The organism is Providencia sp. PROV003 (assembly GCF_045040775.1).
GTDB lineage: Bacteria > Pseudomonadota > Gammaproteobacteria > Enterobacterales > Enterobacteriaceae > Providencia > Providencia huashanensis.
In genome coordinates this window covers 37015-56747 of sequence record NZ_CP096369.1, presented here as the reverse complement: position 1 = coordinate 56747, position 19733 = coordinate 37015, and the positions used below count along the sequence as shown (strand labels likewise).

Genomic DNA, 19733 nt, shown 5'->3' with positions numbered 1-19733 from the left:
GTGGAGTGATAACGATGAGTGAGTTAACCCTATTACCAGAGGTCAGTGAATTTCTGAAACGTCAACATGGCCATTTTATCAACGGGTTGCCGGTTTCTGGCATGGGCGATACTTTTTTTAATGTCGTTAATCCAGCCACTGAGCAAGTCATTGCGAAAGTGAAAGAAGGCACATTAGCAGACGTTGATGCAGCAATGGAAGCTGCTCATGCTGCATTCAAAGGGGCTTGGGCAAATACAACACCGATGGAGAGAGGGAATTGCTTAAACCGCCTTGCTGATTTGTTTGAGAAACATCTTGAAGAACTGGCTCAGCTAGAAACCCTTTGTTCAGGGAAAACAATTCAGCTTTCTCGTTTTCTTGAAGTGGGTTCGTCCGCACAATTTTTACGTTATTTTGCTGGTTGGGCAACGAAAATCAGTGGTGAGACTCTCAATGTTTCATTGCCTTCATTTAATGGTGAAAAATACACGGCATTTACACAGCGGGAGCCTGTTGGGGTAGTAGCAGGTATTATTCCTTGGAATTTTTCCATAATGATTTCTATTTGGAAATTAGCCGCTGCATTAACTTGCGGTTGTACCATTGTGTTAAAGCCGAGTGAATTTACCCCTTTAACGATGTTAAGGGTAGTTGAGCTAGCAAAAGAAGCAGGTATCCCAGACGGGGTTATTAACATCATTAATGGTGGAGGTCGTGAAGTTGGGCCTGCACTGATCCATCATCCTCTATGTTCCAAAGTGACATTTACGGGTTCTGTACCAACGGGGCTAGCGGTAGGGCGTACCGCAATGGAAGGAAAATTAACCCGTGTTACGCTTGAGTTAGGTGGTAAAAATGGCGCTGCATTCTTAGCGGATTTACCCGTTGAAAAAATAGTCAATGGCATCATTGAGGCTGGATATCTGAATCAGGGGCAAATTTGTGCAGCCGCGGAGCGTTTCTATATTCCATCTAAGTTAATGGAACCCGTATTAACTGAGTTAAAAGCCCGCTTGTCTGTGATGAAAGTGGGGGCGCCGTTAGATGAAACAACAGAAATGGGGCCACTCGCAAATAAAGCGCATTATGAAAAAATTCTCGCTTTATTTGAAAAAGCACGCCAAGAGGGTAATGAAATTATTTATGGCGGCCAGCCTATTGCTGGTACAGGTTATTTTGTACCGCCAACCATTATTCGTGCAAATAGCCCAGATGATGCGTTGATGAAGGAAGAAACATTTGGCCCTGTAGGGACATTCCTCAGTTATGACAATGAAGATGAACTTATTGAGTTAATGAATAGTACTCCATTTGGTTTAGCGGCTAGCTTATGGACTAATGACCTAAGTAAAGCGATGCGCATGATTTCACAAATTGAAGCGGGGACTGTTTGGGTGAATATGCATACCTTCCTTGACCCAGCAGTGCCTTTTGGTGGAATTAAGTCATCAGGGGTTGGGCGTGAGTTTGGTAGTGCCTTTATCGAGTATTACACCGAGTTAAAATCTGTCATGGTGCGTTATTAGTATTTAGCTAACATGAAATTAATCAATATTTCCCGGCGATTAAGCCGGGTTTTTTGTATTTTATTGCGCATAGAGTGCAAGTTATGGTTAAGATAGGTTAATTATCATTACTGGTAGATAACCTAATGCAAAAAGTGTTGATTACAGGGGGGAGCAGGGGGATTGGCCGTGCTACCGCCATCCAGTTAGCAAGCCTAGGTATGCATGTGTTGGTCAATTATAAAAGTGACCAACAGTCCGCAGAAAATCTTGTTAGGGAAATCCAAGCCTCGGGTGGTATGGCTGATGCATTTCAATGTGATATTAGTGATGAAAGTGATGTTGTTAAGCTATTCAACTCTATCAGGCAACAGTACGGTGACCTTCATTTTTTAGTCAATAATGCCGGTGTTTTATTTCAACAATCGACTACTGAGGGGTTGTCAGCGGAACGTATTAATAAGGTGCTGGCGACTAACGTAACTGGGCTACTGATTTGTTGCAGAGAATTCATTAAGCATGCCCGTTTCTTTAATCAATTTCAAAATAAAGCCATTGTTAATGTTTCCTCAGCTGCGGCTCGGTTAGGGGCTGCGGGGGAGTATATTGATTATGCGGCTTCTAAAGGTGCTGTGGACTCTATTACGAAAGGGTTGTCATTAGAACTGGCTGAGCTAGGTATTCGTGTGAATGGTGTACGCCCTGGCTATATCTATACACAGATGCATAAGGATGGTGGTGAGGAAGGTCGAGTGGATCGCATTGCGGCACAGTTACCGATGAAAAGAGGTGGAGAGCCTAGGGAAATTGCGGAGATTATCACTTGGTTACTGAGTGATGCTTCATCCTATGTCACAGGGACAATAATTGATGCGGCTGGTGGCCGTTAGGGCTAAAAATGCTTTTCTTGGCGAATAATGAACCCTGATGAAACAAGTTCTGTCCGGTTGGTGACTTGTGCTTTGGTAAAAATATTCCGCAAATGCGTTTTTACCGTAGACAGAGATACACCTAATAATAATGCAATACGTTTGTTGCTTGCACCTTCTCGTACTAAGTGGATAATTTCTTGTTCTTTAGGAGTATAAGAAACTAAGGAATCAGGCAGCACATCAAATGTCATTAGCTCTGCAACAGGTAAAATTGCATTTAACCGCATGATTTCTTGTTGGCTAAAAGGGCTATCTCGCATGATTGAAATTCCAGCAATAATCTTATTTTTCCGCCGAATAAAGATTTCAGCCATATCCGTCATATTATTTGGTTGCATAAAGTCATGGAAGAATGCCTGATTTTGCTGACGTGCCTCCGCCCCCATTCTCACTAAGCGTAAGTCACTGCTACGAAAGTTATTCGGGTGTAAAGGATCTAGCTGATAAAAACAGGCAAGATAATCTTGGTGCATTTTTGCGGGAACCCCATAAAGTATATAGTTATCGGGTTGCCAGTGGTCATTAACCAGATAATACACGGATGCTGATATAGGAATAATATGAGCAATCGTATTTAGGCAGCAATCAATCAATGTTTGTTGGTGAGGGCTAAACAATAAAGAGCTCATCATATTACCTTCCGTAGCCAATCGAATTATTATCATGCGCCTTATTGATATTAACATAAAGTAAACATGTTAATAACGTGAGGTTGCTTGCAGTATTTAAAAATCGTTAAAACCCATCCAATAATGCTCTATTGCTTTTGGGTATCTTTAGTGAACTTATTATTAATATATTAACAAAGCGTTTTTTTGTTATGCATTGATATCTAATTAATTATCTATTTTTTGATTCAGTTGTTGGTACTTTTTGCGCTGTTTTTTGGTTCCCCCCTCTCTCTGGGTATCGTCCTTTAGAACGATAGCGAGTCGTTTGTGCTTATTTTTATAGTGGCAATTCAGTCACTATATTTTTACAAAAAATTCACATTCATGACTGTGTATGGAGCGAGAGGGAAGAAAAATGAATTTATCCTCAAAATTGTCGTCACATCTAGAGAATGGGAAAGTTGGCTTTCCTACAACATTGGCAAGTTCTGCCGGTTTGATTATGGCTAGTCCTGTTATCTTAACGGTTATTAGTGGATTCGGCATTGGCGGTGATACTTTTGCTTTAGCGGTGTTGTTGAGTTTTATTATGATGCAAGCTCAGCTAACAACATTTTCTGAAGCTGCTGCAATCCTACCAACATCAGGTTCGGTATATGATTATATTTCTTGTGGAATGGGGCGCTTCTGGGCAATTACTGGGGCGCTTTCTGCCTATTTAATAGTGCATGTCTTTGCTGGAACGGCCGAAACAATTCTTTCTGGAATTATGGCGTTGGTTAATTTTGAGCATTTAAATACGGTTTTAGAAACCAGTAATTCCTCGTGGATGGTTGGTGTTGGGCTTGTTGTTACTTTTGGTATTTTAAACGCTTTTGGGATCGAAGCTTTTGGTAAGGTGGAAGTTGTGCTGACGTTTGCTATGTGGTCTACATTAGTGATCTTCAGCATAAGCGGCTTGTTATTACCATTTCATGTACAGACGGATGGTTGGTTTGGTCAACCATTGAATACAGACCCAACATTAGTACTGAGTTTTATTGGAATGGCCATGTTCATGTTTGTAGGGTGTGAGTTAGTGACACCAATGGCGCCTGAGATTAAAAACTCAGCCAAAGTTATTCCGCGGGCAATGACAACAGGGTTGTTCTGTGTCGCTCTGTGTATGGTGCTATTTGGAGCCGCATTAGCGAACCAAGTGGAAAATGTGGTGGTTGACCCACAAACGGGAACCCGTTTATTGGAAACACCAATGGCTATTCCAGCATTTGCGGAATTAGTGATGGGTGAGTTTGGTAAATATTGGATTGGTGTGGCACTTTTACTTGCTGGTGGAGCCACAATCAATACTTTAATGGCCGCAGTACCGCGTATTCTTTACGGGATGGCACTTGATGGTGCATTACCTCGCATCTTTGCTTACTTACACCCACGCTTTAAAACACCAGTATTTGGTATTTTAGTTGCTGTGATGATCCCTTGTTTACACGCCTTTGCTATCCAAGGCGATCTTGACCGCATCATTCCTTTAGTATTAGCCGCTGTGTGCTCTTGGGGAGTTGCTTATTTATTGGTAACTATTTCCGTGGTGCTATTGCGTATCCGTCGCCCTGATTTACACCGCGCTTATCGTTCACCATTCTTCCCTCTGCCACAGATTATTTCGAGTGTGGGCATTATTTTAGCCATTGTTTATATCACTCCACCGGGTATGAGTAAGTCTGATGTATATATTCCCTTTGCAATAATGTTAGGTTTAACTGCTGGTTATGCCTTAATTTGGACGGTTTTTGTGCAAAAAGTTAACCCATTCAAACCGCTAAGTGTAGAGTCAGTCCTATCAAACTCATTCCGAGATGAAGAAATTGAGGGAGGCCAACTTGAGCCATTACGCAACCTCGCCTAAATATTCGCTATGGCAGCGGCTAGGCAGCAGATTAACCAAAAAACGTTTACCAGTGGGCTATCAAACTGGGCTAACACTTAATCGTATTGAGCGAGATATGCTTCCTTATCCGTGTGAATGGCGGGCACCGGGAGCGCTCCTTATTCAATTACAACCTGAATTAACGATTGAAGTCACTGAACGCCCAAGAAAGCTGTTTCTTGCTTTTATTGTATATAGCCGTTTTGCCGTTTCTGGTATTTGTCATCAGGATATTAATGCAAAAATTGAAGTAAAAACGCGAGGAAGTGTAAGGAAAAAACATATCCATTTTGTATCTAAACAAATAGATGGGGCTAAGGTTATTGGCTGGTTGAATGAATATCCCATTATTCGGCAAACATTAGAAGAGTTGGATTTTAACCGATGCCAAATAGAGCTTAATCATGGTCAGTGGCGTTGTGAGATTGAACCTTTTACTGCATCAGAGATGGTCAGTCGTATTCCTGCAACACGACGTTATCTGAGGCTGGAGAGCAAGCAACGTCATCGTTTATTGAGCGCATTACAGTTAATTAGCCAACTGATGGAAAAAAACGGATTATCCGTTGAGTTTGAATAAGTTCTTTGATAGTAATAATTATTATTATCAATTGATTCATTGGAATGAGATGTGAAATCTTTGCCACTTTTAGGGTGTATTTTGTTTTCTTCAGCAGCTATCGCAACCTCTTCAGACTGTATTCGTTTAGCGGAGCTTTCTACTGCCGAAGGGGTGCATAACAGTAAGGGGGATAGCTGTTTATTTTTTGAAGCATCACAGCAAAATTTTATCAAGCAACGTGGAGAGGGGGTTTCCAAGGTCACATTACTAGACGCTAAGCAACAACCCATACGTACTCTACAAGAATATGGTTCGGCGCAAGAGCCTCATTCTGCGGATTATTTAGTCCCTACAAATGGGGTTTATTATCTTTCTTTGAAAGGTGAGCCGGGGAAGCCTTGGCGTCTGCAATTTGATGTCAAACCTTATCAGCCGTTAGATATCAAAAAAGAGGGAGAGCCTGTAAGCCCTAAGTTGCAAAGCCTATTGGATGAGTATTATAGCGATGGGGACTCAGCCGCTTTCTGGCAAGCTGTTGCGATAGAAGGAACTCCACTGATTGAGGATCTCGCTGGTTCGCAAAAGCGAGCAACTTTTTTATGGCGGGGGGCGAAATCCAATGCGTATATTTTAGGAGCGCCATCGGGGAATCATGAAAGAATGGCGCATTTGGCGGGAACTGATATTTGGTACCGCTCTTTTATTATCCCTGATAAGACATTGTCACAATATAAAATTGCCCCTGATATCCCAATGGTTCCTGAAGGTGGTTTCGCACAGCGTAAGGCAATATTAGTGACAGCACAAGCTGACCCGTATAACCCCAACGTTATTCCATCTTTAGCTGAAGATAAATACAACCGCTTCTCCTTATTGTCATTAGCGCCACAAATACGCCAATGTAATTTCCCATTAATAAAGCACTCGCAAGTTCAAGGAAGTTTGGAAACTTTTACACTTTCTAGCCGTGTTTTGAATAATGAACGAGAAATTACGGTATATCGCGCAAATATGCCGATGAAACACCCTGCGCTGTTAGTGTTGTTAGATGGTCAGATTTATCAACAAAATTATCAAATGGTGAAGTTTTTTGATAAATGGATGAATAACGGTGATTTGCCAGCTATGGATATCGTGTTTGTCGATAGCATAAGTTCGGAACGTCGTGGGGAAGAGCTGCCTCCTAATCATGACTTCCCTCAATTGCTGGCGGATGAGTTAATGCCGTTACTGGTAAAAAAGGGAATCCAAGCGGACGCTAAACACACTATTATTGCGGGGTCTAGTTATGGAGGGCTTGGGGCAACTTGGAATGCCTTACAGCATCCGGAGGTATTCGGCAATGTGTTAAGCATGTCAGGGTCTTATTGGTGGTCACCAAAGGGGGAAGACCCTGAATGGCTGATCCGGGAAATTGAAACCATGCCGAAGCAACCCATTCGATTTTTCCTTGAGGCGGGTTTATTTGAACAAAGAGGCAGTTGGGGCGGAATTATTCAAAATCATTATCACTTGTTTGACGTATTAAAGCATAAAGGCTACCAAGTTGATGCAATAGAATTACCCAGCGGCCATGATTACATTTCTTGGTGTGAAACACTGTATGAGGGCACAAAGAAACTCTCATCACAGTGGTAAGCAATAACCGGATTAGTGCTTAAAGCAGCTTGTAATGAGCTGCTTTTTCATTTTTATGACAACCGTATTCATTTCGCCATAAAAGCGTCATTCAACTGTCATCTAGCTCCTTTAGCATGCCTATCATTATTTAAAACATACTTATTCATTTTTCATTATTGATCGGCAAGGAAACTGTTATGACTGGTAATTTTATGAAGTCTTTTTTAGCTGTCACAGTAAGTACATTGATTTTAGGAAGTACAATCCCTGCTTATGCCGCAGATAAAAATGATGCGGTTTCAGAAAACCGTGCTGCCCAAGGCGATATCACTAAATTTGGCGGAGCACGTCGTTTAGCGACTGAACAAACTGACATCATGAAAGCGGCGCTTCACAATGGTCAAGCCAAAAATGTGATTTTATTTATCGGTGATGGTATGGGGGATTCTGAAATTACCGTCGCACGTAACTATGCAGAAGGTGCAGCTGGCTTTTTTAAAGGCATCGATGCCTTACCTATCACAGGGCAATATACTCACTATGCATTAGATAAAAAAACGCAGAAACCTGATTATGTGACTGACTCGGCGGCTTCCGCAACTGCATGGTCATCGGGTGTGAAAACATATAATGGTGCATTGGGGATCGATGTATTTGGTAATGACCACGAAACGTTAATTGAAATTGCGAAACGTAATGGAAAAGCTACGGGCAACGTGACAACCTCTGAAATTCAGGATGCAACTCCAGCCGCGCAGTTCGCCCATGTCAGTGCACGTAAATGTTATGGACCTGAAGAAACATCAGAAAAATGTGCGGCTAATGCCTTAGAAAATGGCGGGCGTGGCTCGATTTCAGAGCAGTTATTGATCACTCGCGCAGATGTGACCCTTGGCGGTGGTGCGAAGAGCTTCAAACAAGAAGCAAAAGCTGGGGACTATAAAGGTAAAACGTTAGAACAACAGGCTATTGAACGTGGTTACAACATTGTGCGTGATGCAAATGCGTTGAACAACGTCACTGTTGCGAATCAAGATAAACCTGTTTTAGGTTTATTCCATGATGGCAATATGGCAGTCGCGTGGGAAGGGCCTAAAGCCGTTCATTATGGCAACATCAATAATGCACCACTTGAATGTAAACCTAATTCTAAATTAGATCCAAATGCGCCAACGTTAGCGCAAATGACTAAAAAAGCGATTGATTTATTAGAAGTCAACCCGAATGGTTTCTTCTTGCAAGTTGAGAGCGCATCCATCGATAAACAAGATCACAAAGCAAATCCGTGTGGCCAAATTGGTGAGACCGTGGCTCTCGATGAAGCCGTTCAAGTTGGTTTAGATTTTGCTAAACAACATGGTGATACTTTGGTTATCGTGACTGCGGATCACTCACATTCGAGCCAAATCATACCGGAAGGCACTAAATCAACAGGGCTAACTCAAGCGTTGATTACTAAAGATGGCTCTGTGATGGTGGTTAACTACGGGAACTCTGAAGAAGATGACTCACAGGAGCACACTGGCGCTCAGTTACGTGTAGCTGCCTATGGCCCACATGCGGCAAACGTAATGGGTCTGACTGACCAAACCGATTTGTTCTTTACCATGCGTGATGCAATGGGATTGAAGCAATAAACCAACCCTGTAATATAAATTCTCCGCGACAGGATGTTGCGGAGAATTTTTTTAACGGCCTTCTTTCCTCTCCCCTTTATTCAACCATTCCTTAATAGCTTTATGAAATATTTGAACTTATTTATTTATTGGTTATCTTGATTTATTATTTTTTAATAATCAAAACGAGAGCTTATTTATAAGCGCAGCATGATGAGAACCAATTTATGAGAGAAGTACGGAAACTACAGCGAGATGAAATTCCAGCGGTTTGGTCTATTGATCGCACTGAATTAATTGAGCACCTATATTTACATCAAGATGGGAAATTGGTGCTATCAAAGCAGCGCTTTGATATGAAAGGTTGGCCTGAAGGTGAACCTGAAGCTTACACTCCACATTTGTTGGAAAGTTATGACCAAGGGGCCATTTTTATAGGGGTGTTTGAACAAGGGAAACTGATTGCAGCTGCGAGTTTAGACAATACATGGCGTGGTGAGCAAAAAAATTTGCTGCAGTTGTCTTTTTTACATGTTAGTCACCCACATCGTGGTGAAGGTTTGGCTGGGCTGCTATTTCAGCAGTGTGTTGACCTAGCCATTCAAAAAAATGCTAAAGGGCTGTATATATCGGCGACACCATCAGAAAATACAGTACATTTCTACCAATATCTTGGCTGTACTTTGATTGAAAAACCTGACCCAGAATTATTTGCTTTAGAGCCGGAAGATATTCACTTTGTATATTGGTTTGATTAGAGTGTTTTGTTAATGAATATGTTTGTTGGCTATTGATTTTGTCGTCAAATTGAACAATAAATATTGAAATTCACACAAAATCAGATATGATTGATAATCATTATCATTTGAGATTGTTGAGGTCATTATGCCAACTAGCATATCAAAAACAACTGGCTTACGGCGCATAGGGGCTGGTTTATGGGGTGTTTTCGCCGTGATATTGCTGAGCATTACCTATGTACTCAGCAATATGGGGTTAGATAACCTCAAAATCACCATGATCATTATGATGATCGCGACTGCAGGTATGTTGTTTAACCGTGGTTCTCGGCGTTTATTGATTATCCCAGCCGTTGTTTCACTCGTGTGTTTTCTGGCTGCATTTGTATTACAAAGGTAGTATTTGGTTAAATAATGAGTGAATGCATTAGGAAAAATAATAGAGGGAAAGTGAGCGCACGGTAGAAAGTGCTTTCAAGTCAATTTGAAGTGAAAAACACTGACTGCATCAGTGGTGTGAAAGGGGGGATTAGCCCCCCATACGTCTATAGAATACTAACACCTGAAGCTAGCGCGTCTAGCAATTCCGTCACCCTCGCAACTCACTAAGTTTGTCTGGTTACACTAATTCGGTGTAGCTTTTGGTCGCCGTTTTTTGGTAAAAAATAGCCAGTCAATAATGACTGGCCACTTCTAGTTTGGGTGAATTTATCGGCGTGTTAATTTCACTGATACAGTTAGCGCTTAATCGCTTGATAAACTTTAAATTTCCCTGTTTTAGCTAGCACCTCATGGCTACCGAATGCTTTATCCAGTAAATCAGGGTAAGGTAAAAAAGCATTGGCGACTATGCGCAAGCGCCCGCCCTTTTTCAGGAATTTAGGTGCTTGGTAAATCATATTTTCAACTGCACGGTAGCTAGTATTTAGCCCATCATGGAAAGGTGGATTAGAAATAATCCAGTCAAACTTATCATGAATATCTGAATAAGCGTCACTTGCAACCACTTTGCCTGTTAGCTGATTAGCTTCAAGTGTAGAAGCTGCGGAATCTAATGCAGAGGCACTGACATCACTTAATGTAAGTTTTATTTCTGGGTTTTGGGAACCAATAACGGCCGCCAATACGCCATTACCGCAAGCTAAGTCTAATAGGTCACCGCTCATAGGCTCTGTAAGTGTAGATAATAATAAATCACTACCGATATCGAGTTCCATATGGCTAAATACGCCTGGTAATGCATTAATTCTAACATTATCAATTTGATAATGACGCCACCAGCGAGAAATATCAAACTGGGTCGGTTGCTCTAGTTCGCCATAATACAAACCACAGCGGCGTGCAGAGTCAATTTTTTGCAAGCTAGCGATGCCTTCCATTATAGACTCGGCACTTTTTACCCCGCTACGGTTCTCCCCTACGATAAATATTTGGCTACCAGTAGTGAGGTGGGTACAAAGATCATCAAGCTGAAAACAAGCTTCTTGCTTGTTTTTTTGCCAAAAATAGATGAGTGTATTACAGGGCTGAATAAATTCAGCTGGGGTTGTCGCAGAGTATAATGCCATTTCCCCCATTAACGGTTGTAAACGTTGCCAGTGGTGATACTGGTTCGTAATGACACGAACGCTTGCTGCTTCTAAGGTTGCTGCAAGTTCATCCTGAATGTCACCGGCCAAAATGACATGACGATCTGTAAAGTGTTCGAGATGGCGCTGTATAACTTCGCTGGCAGGTGTCAGTAATGACATATTCTGTCAATCTCCTAAAATAATAGATAACCGATAACACATTACCAGAAATGGGAGAAATAGCATTGCTCTGTTGGCGCTATTAATCCCCTTTGATAAGATGTGGTTGTACAATTGCGACTGGAAAAATAAATGACACGACGTGACAGGCTTTTAGAACAAATGGGGATCACTCAATGGATGGTGAGAAATCCAGCTGTGTTACGTGGTGAACGTGGTGTAAGGATCCCAGCGTCGACTAAGCTTATTATTATTACTGATGAGAACCTCGATTTAAATAGCCAACTGCTAAAAGATATTTTTCTATCAATGAATATTGTCTCTGATGATGTTGTTTGTGTTAATTCAGAGCAGTTAGGTTTACTCCCAACACCAATAATAACGCCTTGTTGGGTATTAGGTGGCGAAACCCACCCCGAAGGTTCAAAAATCACGTTTATTTCACCTGTTTTGTCTGAGCTGATGTCAAGTCACAGCGCTAAACAGGCACTATGGAAACAAATTTATCAATATGATGAAAATATCAACACTAAAGCAATCTGATCTCGCAACTGCTTTCTTAATTGAGAAGTTAAGTCATGACTTCCCATGGACTGAGCGTGTTTTTTATGGGAATCAAGGGGAAAAGTATCATAACATTAAGATTTCTATTAATAATCAAGTTGTTGGGTATGCAATAACTCAGTGTGTGTTGGATGAAGCCACTTTATTCAATATTGCTGTCCATCCTGACTATCAAGGACAGGGGTATGGTCGTTTATTACTCGAGCAACTGATCAGCGATTTAGTTAAAAAAGGTATCTTAACCTTGTGGCTAGAGGTTAGGGAATCGAATGCATCAGCATTACATCTGTATGATAAGCTTGGCTTTCATCAAGTAACAGTACGGAAAGATTATTACCCGGCGAAAAAAGGCCGAGAGGATGCACTTGTCCTCGCTCTAACATTATTGAATGACGAATAAATACGGTTATCATTTTAAATGTGGAATTAAAAACCCCAGCACGAGACTCGTGCTGGGGTTTTGTTATTTAGGTTCTTATTTTTCTGTTTCCGAAAGAATGGTTTTATTCATCAGCTTAATATCTTCTTTCTGTTGTATTTTTGCTGCTGCTTGTGCATTCACTTCTTCGTTCAGGCCTTTATAGGTGGAATAACACATGATTAGCATCATGATAGATAATGGAACGGCCATCGCAACAAGGGCTGATTGTAAGCCGGATAACCCCCCAGTCATGATGAGTACTATTGCAATCGCTGCAATGATCACACCCCAAATTGTTTTCGTCACATGAGATGGGTTTGGGTTCCCATTTTCACTTACCATACCGAGTACGAAAACCGCTGAGTTTGCTGAGGTAACAAAGAAAATCAACACCAGAACAATAGCTATCATACTAATAAAGGTTGAGGCTGGAAAATAATCTAAAAATTTAAATAACGCAGAAGTAACATCGGTTTTTACTGCGTCAGCCAGTGCTGTTTGTCCTAGGTTTTGAATAAGATGGATTGCAGACCCACCCATCACGGCGAACCAAGCGAATGCACTTAATACAGGAATGAATACGGCACCAATCATAAATTCTTTAATCGTTCTGCCTTTTGAGATACGCGCTACAAAGCTACCGACTAATGGTGCCCATGCAATCCACCAACCGAAGTAAAAGAGTGTCCAGTTCGCAATCCAAGTTCCATCGTTGTACGGCTCGGTGCGAAAAGACATACTGACAAAGTTTTGTACGTAATCACCAATGCCTTGGAATAACACTTTTAAAATCGTTTGTGTTGGACCAGAGATAAAGATAAATGCCATCAACCCTATAGCAAGTACGATATTTAGGTTGGATAGATGCTTAATTGCCCCCTGCAGCCCTGAAATAGTGGAAGCGATATATACGACGGTGATAATGGCAATTAAACCAATTTGTACATAAATACTAATTGGTAACCCCCACAAATAGTTCATTCCACTGTTAACTTGTAGTGTACCAAAACCGAGTGATGTTGCGATACCGATAACGATGGAAAGCATCACTAACACGTTGATCCATTTACCAATCGAGCCGTAAATACGATCACCAAGTAATGGGTAAAATACTGAGCTCATTGATGCAGGGAGTTTCTTTCTAAATTGAAAGTAACCTAATGCAACGCCGACGAGTGCATAACAAGCCCAAGCTGATACCCCCCAGTGTAGGTAGACATATTGCATCGCCGCTTTGGCTGATTGCTCTGTAGAGCCTTGGCCAATTGGTGGACTAATATAATAGGAGACGGGTTCCGCTACCCCCCAAAACATTAAGCTAATGCCAATTGATGCGCTAAATAGCATCGCAATCCAAGTGACGGTGCTGTATTCCGGCTTGTCATCATCATCGCCTAGACGAATGTGCCCAAATTTAGAAAAACCAAGGAACATACAAAAGGCAAAAAAGATAAAAACGGAACCTAAGATAAACCAACCTAGGTTGTTGTAGATAAAACTTAAAGCTGAGTGTGAAAATGCTTCCAGTTTGTCAGGGATAAAGGCGCCAAAACTAATTAGCGCCAAACTAAAGGCTAACGACACGTAAAATATAGACTTCTTATGATTCATCATACCTCTTCTCCGGTTGCTCACTTATTTTTTTTGTATGAGAGTTGGCTTGCAGGGAATTCCTATTGTGTTTGTAAGGTTGTTTTTCGTTAATAGCTACTGTTGGTTTACAGAGAATAGCCATGCAAAGATTGCGCAGTCAACAAATAATTAACTTGTCATTAACAGAATCGGTAAATATATATCGCATATTGTATTGTTTTTATTGATGAAATAATGAATGAATAAATTTTAGTCAATATTTTGTTTGATCATTATTGAGATCTGGATTAACATTCATAAAAAATATGTTAACTATAAGTTTACAAAGTGAGGGCAATTATGAGCAATGCAACCAAAGTCATTTCGATCAATGATCACCTTGATATTGATAACGCATGGACGATCCCTGCACGTTATTACACTTCTGATGATATTTTTGAGTATGAAAAAGAAAAAATATTTGCTAATTCATGGGTTTGTGTTGCCCATATCAGTGAAGTAAAAGAAAAAAACTCGTATATCACTCGTGAACTTATTGGTGAAAGCCTCGTGATCGTTCGTGGTCGTGATGATGTTTTACGTGGTTTTTATAACGTATGTCCACATCGTGGTCACCAATTAATCAGTGGTGAAAGTGGCAAAGTTAAGAATGTGATTACTTGCCCTTATCATGCATGGGCATTCAAGCTGGATGGTCAATTAGCACATGCGACCAATTGTGAGAATGTGAATAATTTTGAATCAGATGCCATGTCATTAAGCTCTTTCCATGTGACTGAACATGCAGGGTTTATTTATGTCAATATGACAACTGAAGAACCTCAACCAATTGAACAGCAATTACCTGGTTTAGCAGAAAAAATGCAAGAAGCCTGTGCTGTGATTGGTGATTTAAAATTGGCAGCACGTTTTGTCAGCCGTACCCCAGCTAATTGGAAAACTATCGTTGATAATTATATTGAATGTTATCACTGCCCGACTAACCATGTTAGTTTCGCGAGTTCAGTGGATGTTAGCGTATATGAACATCAATTATTGGATAACTGGACCGTACAAATCGGTAAAGCTAAACCTTCAGAGTCTTCATATCAGTTTGATGAATCTGTATTAGATCCTCGTTTCTTTGGTTTTTGGATTTGGCCAAGCACAATGTTCAATATGCCGCCAGGAGGGGATTTTATGACGGTTATCTATGAGTTCCCTGTCAATGCCGGAGAAACATTGCAGCATTATGATATTTACTTCCTTAATGAAGAGTTGACGGAGTACCAGAAAAATTTAGTCGAATGGTACCGTACCGTTTTTCGTCCTGAAGATTTACGTCTCGTTGAAAGTGTTCAAAAAGGGTTGAGATCTCGCGGTTACCGTGGGCAAGGCAGAATTATGGTAGATAGGCAACGCAGTGGTATTAGTGAACACGGTGTGGCTCATTTCCATAAGATTTTAGCTGGTGCGCATAGCGAGTAATTACGTTATTGAATATAAATGAACGAGGAGAAGTCACAAATGCATAAGTTAACTAACCCAGCGCTATTTCGTCAGACATGTTATATCAATGGGCAATGGGTTGATTCAGGTCAGAAAATCCCTGTGACTAATCCTGTTGACCAATCTGTGCTGGGAGAAATTCCCAGCTTGTCGGCAAGACAAGTGGATGAGGCTATTGAGCAAGCTCACATGGCGATGGAAGGTTGGCAGCAGCTTACCGCCAAGGCTCGTTCTATCATTTTACGACGTTGGTTTGAGCTTATCGAAGCCAATGTTGATGATCTCGGTCGCTTAATGACCTTAGAACAGGGTAAGCCATTACATGAAGCTAAAGGTGAAATTCGCTACGCCGCTTCATTTATAGAATGGTTTGCAGAGGAAGGTAAACGTGTTTATGGGGAGACTATCCCTCAGACTGTTGGGAGTAACCGGATTTCGACAATTAAGCAACCTATCGGGGTGTGTAGTGCCATTACACCATGGAATTTCCCCGCTGCGATGATCACCCGTAAAGCGGCACCGGCTCTTGCGGCAGGGTGCAGCATTATCATCAAACCAGCGACAGAAACACCTTTTACGGCTCTTGCATTAGCTCAATTGGCCGATGAGGCGGGTATTCCAGCAGGGGTTTTTAATGTTGTGACGGGGGAATCGCGTATTTTAGGCGAAAGACTGACAAAACATGAGCTTATCAGTAAGTTTTCGTTTACAGGTTCGACACAAGTAGGCCGAATATTATCAGAACAGTGTGCATCGACTATAAAGAAAACGTCGTTAGAACTCGGTGGTAATGCGCCTTTTATCGTCTTTGAGGATGCAGACATTGATAAAGCAGTAACTGCCGCTATTCAAGCCAAGTTCCGTAATGGTGGGCAAACCTGTGTTTGTGTTAACCGTTTCTATATTCATACTGCTATTTTTGACGAATTTAAAACCAAGTTTGTCGCAGAAGTGGCCAAATTAACCGTCGGAAATGGGCTTGCTGCGGGTACCGATATTGGGCCAATGATTACATCTAAGGCAATAGAAGGAATGAATGCATTATTGCAAGATGCATTAGCGAAAGGTGCTAAATTATTAACATTAGGTAATGAAATCAAAGAACAAGCCAACTTTTTTAATCCAAAAGTATTGGTAGATGTTGATGATTCAATGGACATTGTTCATGAAGAAATTTTTGGTCCTATTGCCACATTGATCCGCTTTAATGATGAGAGTGAAGTAATTTCTCGGGCAAATAATACTATTTATGGGCTAGCAGCGTACTTTTTCTCTCGGGATGTGAATCGGGTATATCGTGTCGCAGAAAAGCTGCAAAGTGGTATGGTCGGTATCAATACTGGTTTGATTTCTAATGAGGTTGCGCCATTCGGCGGTGTGAAACAATCTGGTTTAGGGAAAGAAGGCTCTCGTTATGGCATTGAGGATTATTTAAGCATTAAGTACTTGTGTATCGATATTGGATAAGGAAGGAGAACAGTGATGAACCAAGCAAAAATCGCGGTAAATGTTAGCCGAATAGAGCAGGTTAGCCCAAACATCAAAATGTTCGAATTCGTTGCACAGGACGGTACTTTTATGCCCTTTAGTGCGGGAAGCCATGTTACCGTTCATATGGGGGGAGAGGCTGGCTTACAGCGTGCGTATTCACTCATTAGTGATCCGCAACACTGTGGGAGTTATTGCATTTCTGTTCTGCGTGATGAAAATTCAAAAGGTGGCTCAGCTTTTATGCATGAGCAGTTATCTTTAGGGGATAGTTTATATTTATCCCCTGCCCAGAATTTTTTCTCGCTTGAGAAAAACAACAAGTGTAAGCATGTTTTGATCGCTGGAGGGATCGGTATTACGCCATTTCTTTCTTATTTATATGAGTTAGAGCACGGCAATATGGATTTTGAACTCCATTACTGTTTTCGTGACCGCAAAACGGCGGCTTTTGTCGAACATTTACAAGAGCGTATTGGCGACCGATTGCATGTATACGATAGCAGCCAAGGGCAGCGAATGTCAGTTGAGCAGTTAATCAAAAGCCAACCAAGTCATAGTCATGTTTATGTATGTGGTCCGGAATCATTAATTAATAATGTGATTGAAGAAGGTCAAAAACATCTTGGCGAGTCACAGATTCACTTTGAAAATTTTGGCGAAGTCGCGAGTGAAGGTGAGTCATTTGAAGTGCATTTTCAGCGTTCAGGGATTAGCTTAGTTGTTGGTGAAGATATGTCTATATTACAGGCAATCGAAGCAGATAAGCGCATTAATGTGGAATGTTTATGCCGTAATGGAGTCTGTGGTACTTGTGAAACGGCAATATTAGAAGGGGAGGCAGACCACCGAGACCTATACCTTGATGATGATGAAAAAGCGCAGCAAAAAACCATGATGCTGTGTGTGTCTCGCGCCAAAACTAAGCGGCTAGTGCTTGACCTATAACCGGGTTGCCCCATGATTACCCAATGGGGCAATGATTAACCACTCAGATATCTTTTAACTCAAACATTAAAAATATCTGCTGTTCATCATTAACATGTTGATAAGCTGTAATTTGTTTATCTTGAAAAACAACCTGCCCTCGGCCAGTATCGAGTACTTCATCTAGCCATGATTTATGACTAATGACTAATTGATACAATAAGCGTTGTAGGTCGAGGTAGTCTATTTCAGATGAGAGACTGTTTAAATTACTGGCTAAAATTTCACCCGCTTTGTCTGTGAAAACAACAAGATGATTGAAATGAGAAAGTAAAACATCAAAGTAGCATTTGATTTTACGTAAGCGTAATTCATTATTTTTACGTTCAGTATTGTCTAAGCTAATCCCGACTAATTTAGTTACTTTTCCATTTGAACCCCGAACACCTGTGGCACGAGATGTTATCCAGCGGTATTCACCTTCCCAGTTAATTTTGAAATCCATTTCATGGGCTCCACCTTCGCGGATGATTTTGGAATAACCATTAACCAGTTTTTCTTTAGAGTGGTGATCCATTAATGCCCAGAAATCTTCATTACTGGTGATTTTGATGCCATAAACGGCTTCAACGTTATCAGAGTAATTGAGCTCTCCGCTCATTAAGTCCCATTCCCATGTGACGATATCCGCAGATTCTTGGAGGTGGACTTCATTTATATTACGCATGACCCCTGCATTGGTGACAGTAATTAGGCTATTGGTGTATTCACCGTATTTCAACCAAATTTTGTCGACATCCAATAGTGTGGCGAGTTTTTCAAGGTTATCTTCATCTATCATGCCACCTTTTGTCCATTTATTGACCGCGGTTCTTGAGACACCAAGGGCTTCAGCTGCTTTTAATTGGCTCATTTTTTTCTGTTTTAGCAGTTTTAATAAACGTTCTTTGAATGTCTCTGCTTCTATCATCAATGCATATCCACCTTTTGCTAATAAAACTTAATTAAGTGCGTTCATGGTGTAAATTGTTGGTGAGGAATTGCTCTAAATTTTCAATAAACACTCTAAGATTAGCACTAGTTCGGATACTTCTCGAATAAACAGCATAAACATCTGCTGTTTGGTGCCATTGTGGTAAAACACGTATCAATTGACCAGATTGCAATTCGGGAAGCACGCTCCATAGGGAGCGCAGCAGTATGCCTTCGCCACTTAAACACCATTGTTTGGCCACTTCACCATTATTGACGGTCAGCTTACTGTTCGGTGTGACTGTCATACTTTCTTGTTGCTGCTCAAGTTTCCAAACAGCTGGAGCTTGGTTGCGTTCCTTGATAGCAATGCACAAGTGTTTTTGCTCAAGCTGTTGCGGATATTTAGGGTAGCCATATTTAGCCAAATAGCTTGGTGATGCGCATAAAACCCGCTGGTTATGGGCGATACGTCTAGCAATGAATTGCTCGGAAATGGCGCCTCCGATACAAATATCAACATCAATATTTTCATTGATAATATCGACGGATTTATCTGTCAGTGTAAGGTCAATCCCTAGTAAAGGGTAACTTTCCCGTAATGTGAGGATGAACGGGTTAATGTATGTACTACCAAACCCGGTGCTACAACTAATGCGAAGCGAGCCACGGATCTCTTCTCGACATGCATTAAGCTGCTCTTGCATATGTTCAAGTTCTGCTAACATCGCTTCACTACTGCGTAAAATTATCTGCCCTTCATGGGTGAGTTTAATTGAACGAGCAGTCCTAAAAAATAATATTTGCCCTAAATTTTCTTCGAGCAATTTAATTCGTTTAGAGATATAAGCAGGGGAAACCAACAGTTGCTGAGCCGCTTGAGAAAAACTCATTAGGCGCGCAACAGTCACAAAAACGCGGATATCCTCTAATGCTGGGAGCTTGTTCATAGTTTGTAAACCTAAGGATTACACTTCATGCCTATACTTTATCACAGCAAGCCATAAACTGGAGAACAAACATACCCAATTCAT

18 protein-coding genes are annotated in these 19733 nt (G+C 41.1%); 13 read left to right on the top strand and 5 right to left on the bottom strand.

All coding sequences use genetic code 11. The annotated features are described in order from the left end of the window. Nucleotides 1-14: 14 nt before the first annotated feature. Both M1F14_RS00270 and M1F14_RS00265 read left to right on the top strand, forming a co-directional pair. A complete protein-coding gene (locus M1F14_RS00270; RefSeq protein WP_042849081.1) occupies nucleotides 15-1508 on the top strand; it encodes an aldehyde dehydrogenase family protein in 1494 nt (497 codons plus the stop codon). 125 nt (nucleotides 1509-1633) lie between these two features. Continuing rightward, the gene (locus M1F14_RS00265) at nucleotides 1634-2377 is read left to right on the top strand and encodes an SDR family oxidoreductase (RefSeq protein WP_181469072.1); all 744 of its coding nucleotides are present in this window, start codon (nucleotides 1634-1636) and stop codon (nucleotides 2375-2377) included. Between the two features lie 2 nt (nucleotides 2378-2379). On the opposite strand, the gene M1F14_RS00260 is transcribed toward M1F14_RS00265, so the two are convergent. Beyond that, nucleotides 2380-3048, bottom strand: a complete 669-nt coding sequence (locus tag M1F14_RS00260) for a LuxR C-terminal-related transcriptional regulator (RefSeq protein ID WP_094301196.1) — start codon at nucleotides 3046-3048, stop codon at nucleotides 2380-2382. Between the two features lie 397 nt (nucleotides 3049-3445). On the opposite strand from M1F14_RS00260, the gene M1F14_RS00255 reads away from it, so the two are divergent. The 6 genes from M1F14_RS00255 (at nucleotide 3446) to M1F14_RS00230 (ending at nucleotide 9895) form a co-directional block, all read left to right on the top strand. Next, nucleotides 3446-4936: an APC family permease gene (locus tag M1F14_RS00255; RefSeq protein ID WP_042849078.1), complete on the top strand. Its 1491-nt coding sequence runs from the start codon at nucleotides 3446-3448 to the stop codon at nucleotides 4934-4936. Next, nucleotides 4911-5537, top strand: a complete 627-nt coding sequence (locus M1F14_RS00250; RefSeq protein WP_232370514.1) for a DUF3156 family protein — start codon at nucleotides 4911-4913, stop codon at nucleotides 5535-5537. Before M1F14_RS00255 ends, M1F14_RS00250 begins: the two co-directional genes overlap by 26 nt. Nucleotides 5538-5588: 51 nt before the next feature. Beyond that, on the top strand, nucleotides 5589-7157 hold the full coding sequence (locus M1F14_RS00245) for an alpha/beta hydrolase-fold protein (RefSeq protein ID WP_232370515.1): 1569 nt from the start codon (nucleotides 5589-5591) through the stop codon (nucleotides 7155-7157). 179 nt (nucleotides 7158-7336) lie between these two features. Next, on the top strand, nucleotides 7337-8776 hold the full coding sequence (gene phoA / locus M1F14_RS00240; protein ID WP_042849075.1) for an alkaline phosphatase: 1440 nt from the start codon (nucleotides 7337-7339) through the stop codon (nucleotides 8774-8776). Nucleotides 8777-8982: 206 nt separating this feature from the next. Beyond that, nucleotides 8983-9513, top strand: a complete 531-nt coding sequence (locus tag M1F14_RS00235) for a GNAT family N-acetyltransferase (protein WP_042849074.1) — start codon at nucleotides 8983-8985, stop codon at nucleotides 9511-9513. A gap of 127 nt (nucleotides 9514-9640) precedes the next feature. Continuing rightward, nucleotides 9641-9895 carry a DUF1435 family protein gene (locus M1F14_RS00230; protein ID WP_042849073.1) on the top strand — a complete coding sequence of 85 codons (255 nt, stop codon included), beginning with the start codon at nucleotides 9641-9643 and terminating at the stop codon, nucleotides 9893-9895. A 337-nt stretch (nucleotides 9896-10232) separates the two neighbouring features. Here M1F14_RS00230 and rsmC read toward each other — a convergent pair whose 3' ends face one another. Continuing rightward, nucleotides 10233-11246 (bottom strand): 16S rRNA (guanine(1207)-N(2))-methyltransferase RsmC, encoded by a 1014-nt coding sequence (gene rsmC / locus M1F14_RS00225; RefSeq protein ID WP_129466887.1) that lies wholly within the window; start codon nucleotides 11244-11246, stop codon nucleotides 10233-10235. Between the two features lie 132 nt (nucleotides 11247-11378). On the opposite strand from rsmC, the gene M1F14_RS00220 reads away from it, so the two are divergent. Together M1F14_RS00220 and rimI are read left to right on the top strand one after the other, a co-directional pair. Further along, nucleotides 11379-11789 (top strand): DNA polymerase III subunit psi, encoded by a 411-nt coding sequence (locus M1F14_RS00220; RefSeq protein ID WP_042849071.1) that lies wholly within the window; start codon nucleotides 11379-11381, stop codon nucleotides 11787-11789. Further along, nucleotides 11758-12210 (top strand): ribosomal protein S18-alanine N-acetyltransferase, encoded by a 453-nt coding sequence (gene rimI / locus M1F14_RS00215; protein ID WP_042849070.1) that lies wholly within the window; start codon nucleotides 11758-11760, stop codon nucleotides 12208-12210. Before M1F14_RS00220 ends, rimI begins: the two co-directional genes overlap by 32 nt. Before the next feature lie 75 nt (nucleotides 12211-12285). On the opposite strand, the gene M1F14_RS00210 is transcribed toward rimI, so the two are convergent. Continuing rightward, a complete protein-coding gene (locus M1F14_RS00210; protein WP_197679467.1) occupies nucleotides 12286-13845 on the bottom strand; it encodes a BCCT family transporter in 1560 nt (519 codons plus the stop codon). A 318-nt stretch (nucleotides 13846-14163) separates the two neighbouring features. On the opposite strand from M1F14_RS00210, the gene M1F14_RS00205 reads away from it, so the two are divergent. The 3 genes from M1F14_RS00205 to M1F14_RS00195 are packed head-to-tail and all read left to right on the top strand — an operon-like array spanning nucleotide 14164 to nucleotide 17748. Further along, a complete protein-coding gene (locus tag M1F14_RS00205; RefSeq protein WP_042849069.1) occupies nucleotides 14164-15291 on the top strand; it encodes an aromatic ring-hydroxylating dioxygenase subunit alpha in 1128 nt (375 codons plus the stop codon). A 39-nt stretch (nucleotides 15292-15330) separates the two neighbouring features. Continuing rightward, entirely contained in the window at nucleotides 15331-16779 is a 1449-nt protein-coding gene (locus tag M1F14_RS00200) for an NAD-dependent succinate-semialdehyde dehydrogenase (RefSeq protein WP_042849068.1), read from the top strand. A 15-nt stretch (nucleotides 16780-16794) separates the two neighbouring features. After that, a complete protein-coding gene (locus M1F14_RS00195; protein ID WP_042849067.1) occupies nucleotides 16795-17748 on the top strand; it encodes a PDR/VanB family oxidoreductase in 954 nt (317 codons plus the stop codon). A 43-nt stretch (nucleotides 17749-17791) separates the two neighbouring features. On the opposite strand, the gene M1F14_RS00190 is transcribed toward M1F14_RS00195, so the two are convergent. Together M1F14_RS00190 and M1F14_RS00185 are read right to left on the bottom strand one after the other, a co-directional pair. Continuing rightward, nucleotides 17792-18697, bottom strand: coding sequence for a helix-turn-helix transcriptional regulator (locus tag M1F14_RS00190; protein ID WP_042849066.1), 906 nt, complete (start codon nucleotides 18695-18697; stop codon nucleotides 17792-17794). A 34-nt stretch (nucleotides 18698-18731) separates the two neighbouring features. Further along, nucleotides 18732-19649, bottom strand: coding sequence for a LysR substrate-binding domain-containing protein (locus M1F14_RS00185; RefSeq protein WP_042849065.1), 918 nt, complete (start codon nucleotides 19647-19649; stop codon nucleotides 18732-18734). Between the last annotated feature and the right edge of the window lie 84 nt (nucleotides 19650-19733).